This window comes from Ligilactobacillus salitolerans, from assembly GCF_003864415.1.
GTDB lineage: Bacteria > Bacillota > Bacilli > Lactobacillales > Lactobacillaceae > Ligilactobacillus > Ligilactobacillus salitolerans.
The window spans coordinates 1-2,981 of record NZ_BFFP01000070.1 but is presented as its reverse complement, the minus strand read 5'-3'; the positions used below and the strand labels follow the sequence as shown (position 1 = coordinate 2,981).

Annotated in this window: 3 protein-coding genes and 1 pseudogene; 1 reads left to right on the top strand and 3 read right to left on the bottom strand. The window is 39.8% G+C overall.

Annotated features, from left to right (window positions below; genetic code table 11):
* Window positions 1-148: pseudogene (locus LFYK43_RS13155) on the top strand (group II intron reverse transcriptase/maturase); the annotation flags it as partial.
* 88 nt (window positions 149-236) lie between these two features.
* Here LFYK43_RS13155 and LFYK43_RS11935 read toward each other — a convergent pair.
* The 3 genes from LFYK43_RS11935 to LFYK43_RS11925 form a co-directional block, all read right to left on the bottom strand.
* Window positions 237-497, bottom strand: coding sequence for a hypothetical protein (locus tag LFYK43_RS11935; protein ID WP_124978565.1), 261 nt, complete (start codon window positions 495-497; stop codon window positions 237-239).
* Window positions 498-538: 41 nt separating this feature from the next.
* Window positions 539-1,240, bottom strand: a complete 702-nt coding sequence (locus LFYK43_RS11930; protein WP_158609250.1) for a GntR family transcriptional regulator — start codon at window positions 1,238-1,240, stop codon at window positions 539-541.
* Between the two features lie 209 nt (window positions 1,241-1,449).
* Window positions 1,450-2,772, bottom strand: a complete 1,323-nt coding sequence (locus LFYK43_RS11925; RefSeq protein WP_124978562.1) for a CitMHS family transporter — start codon at window positions 2,770-2,772, stop codon at window positions 1,450-1,452.
* Window positions 2,773-2,981: the final 209 nt, after the last annotated feature.

Below are 2,981 nucleotides of genomic sequence, written 5' to 3'. Positions count from 1 at the left end.
AGCTAAAATCTACGTGAATACCCGGAAAGGGTACTGGCGCAATGCGCATAGTAAAACACTGTGTATAACCATAACAAACAAAAGACTGACACAACGAGGATTATTAAACATGTCCCAGATGTATCAGTCAATTCAAGCAAAAGCTTAAGTTGTTGAACCGCCGTATACGGTTCCGTACGTACGGTGGTGTGGGAGGTCGATAGTGTGAACTATCTCCTACCCGATTAAACAAATTTTTACCAATCTTGGAATTTCTTAGACGAGAGTTTCTTAACTAATTCCATGACTGAGTCACAGTCTTCGTCGGTTAAATCTCGTTTTTCCAGGCTGTTAAATCGTTCAGCAATTAAAATTGCATTTAAATAAATCGTTAGCTTTCGTTTAACAATGACCTCAGCATCGAGGTCATCTGAAACGGTGTGTGACGCAACGATCATTTCAGCAAATTTTTCTGGATCTAGCAAAATCTTACCTTCATTATATTTTCCAGCTGCCATCTTGATCCTCCTCTTATTAGTTTCTACCTAACCTTTTGGACTTAAAGTGTGTTAGAATTTTGTTCCATTTCAGATAAAAGATACATTTTAGCATAGGTTAAATGTTCTGTTAAAATCTGACCAACTACTGGGCGGTTTTTTTCAACCATCCCCTCATAAATTAAGAAATGCTCATGTAAAGCTTTATCTCGCCTGGCTTTTTCGTAAAGAGAAACATCACGCAGCCGCTGCATGTAATCACGCAGTCCGGAGACGATCATCGTTAGCCGCGGCATATTGCTGCATTCATAGATGTAGTTGTTGAATTTGCCAAAATTTTTGATAACTTCAGTCAAGTTATCCTCGTCATTTAGGCTGGAAGTTTCCTTCAGTAAATTGCCTAAAGTTTGAAATTGGTCCTCAGTCATATTTTGCATCGCATGGAAAGTAGCTATGCGATCCAAGGCGATCCTGAGCTCAAAAATTTCCTCCACATCTTGTTCTGTAATACGAGAAACAACAGCTCCTGCATGAGAGATGATCTCGACAAATTTTTCATCCGCTAATCGGTGCAGTGCTTCGCGAATCGGAGTTCTACTGATATGAGCCGAGTCAGAAAGAGCTTTTTCGTTGATTCGTTCACCAGCGGGAATCTGTCCGGAGACGATGGCTGCTCGTAATGCATGATAAACCGTTTCAGAAAGAGTCTGATCAGGCTTTACCTCTAAGTTGGCAAAGATATCTTTATTATAGTTAGGTTTCATGGGCTCACTTTTCCTTCTTGATAAGTTAGAAATTATTTGGTTAGAGCATATAGTAATTAATTCTAACATTAAATTTCTAGATTGTCATTATAAAGTAAGCGTATTCATTGTTGCGAAATAAGGAAGCAAACAGTCTTTGATGGTAATAAAGAACTGTTTGCACCTTGTCAAACTTTTACAAAAAGTACCTTAAAATAAATTTCCCTCAATTACTTATTGATCATCAATGGCACACCGCCAGTAGCGATTGTTACCACGATAAAGATCGCGAAAATCCCTAAAGCCCATTTTCCTGATTCTTTTTGCCACTCACCCATATCAAGCCCGGTCAAACGCAGCAGCAAGTAAATAAATGCAACTAGTGGGCTTAACAAGTGGAAAGCCTGCCCCATTAAGGAAGCAACACCCATTTGTTGGGCGGTAAAACCATACTGATATCCTGTTTCAGCTAAGACTGGCAGAACACCGAAGTAGAAAGCATCGTTTGATAGGAAGAATACCCCTGGTGCTGAGATAATAGCAACAACGAGTCCCCAGAATTTACCTAGACTAGCTGGGATAATAGCGCCGATACTTTGCGCAATGGCGTTGGCCATACCCGTTCCAGTCAAAAGTCCCATAAAGATACCAGCAGCGAAAATTAAAATGATAACTTGAACTGCATCACCAGCATGTTCATTGAGACGTTCACGCTGCATTTTGGATGAAGGGTAGTTCAATAATAATGCAATTGCCGTTCCGATGATGAACAAAACGACTGAAGGAACCAGACCTGAAACTAACAAACCAACTAAGCCAAGAGTCAGGATCGTGTTAGGCCAAATCATCTTAGGACGACGAAGGTCTAGTGTTTTTGGATCTTTGACCACTGTCATTTCGTTTAATTCTTCGGCACTCAGATTAGTGATCCCTAAGCGTTTTCGTTCTTTTCTTCCCAGATATGCAGCAACAAACAACATGTAAATAACTGATATGACCATCCCCGGAGCAACAGCACGTAAAACAGCACTTTCATTGATCTTTAAGACAGAAATTGCACGGGCTGTAGGTCCGCCCCATGGCAGAAGATTCATGATCGTGTTCTGGAGAATGATCAGGACACCAAGATTCATCATCTTTAAGTCGAGCTTCTTATAAATAGGAATAAAGGCTGAACAGCAGATCAAAGTTGTAGTAGTTCCGTCCCCGTTTAATGAGACCATTGCAGCGACTACCGCAGTTCCGACCAAAATTTTTACTGGATCGCCTTTAGCGAGTTTGATCACAAAGGCAGTTACGGGATCGAATAATCCGGCATCCAGCATTAAAGCGAAAAATATAATAGCGAATAAGAGCATAACACCTGTGACAGAGACACTCTCTAAACCTTTGAGAGCCCAACCGCCGATGTGATTTGGATAGAGTTTGAGGAACAATCCAAAAATCGCAAATAGCAGTGGGATGGTGATCAACGCGATAAAAGGCGTCATCTTCTTTTTCATGATCAAAGCCATAAAGACAATGACCATGGCGTACCCTAAAATTGCAAGCATAGGTACAACCTCCTTGATTAAATTATGTAACTTTATGATAAGATTTTATAATCTTGAATTCAATTTCACAATAGTTTGACCGTCATAAACGCACTAAAAAAACACTTGTGGTATTTTTAACAAAACTGACAAAGCAGCATATATTTTATATTACAGTACAAAAGTCAAAGATTTATTTGGAAATAATACTGTTTCTTCGCATTATCATG

Coding starts and splice junctions, on each gene's coding strand:
- LFYK43_RS11935 (WP_124978565.1), bottom strand. CDS start 497: ATGGCAGCTGGAAAATATAATGAAGGTAAGATTTTGCTAGATCCAGAA.
- LFYK43_RS11930 (WP_158609250.1), bottom strand. CDS start 1,240: ATGAAACCTAACTATAATAAAGATATCTTTGCCAACTTAGAGGTAAAG.
- LFYK43_RS11925 (WP_124978562.1), bottom strand. CDS start 2,772: ATGCTTGCAATTTTAGGGTACGCCATGGTCATTGTCTTTATGGCTTTG.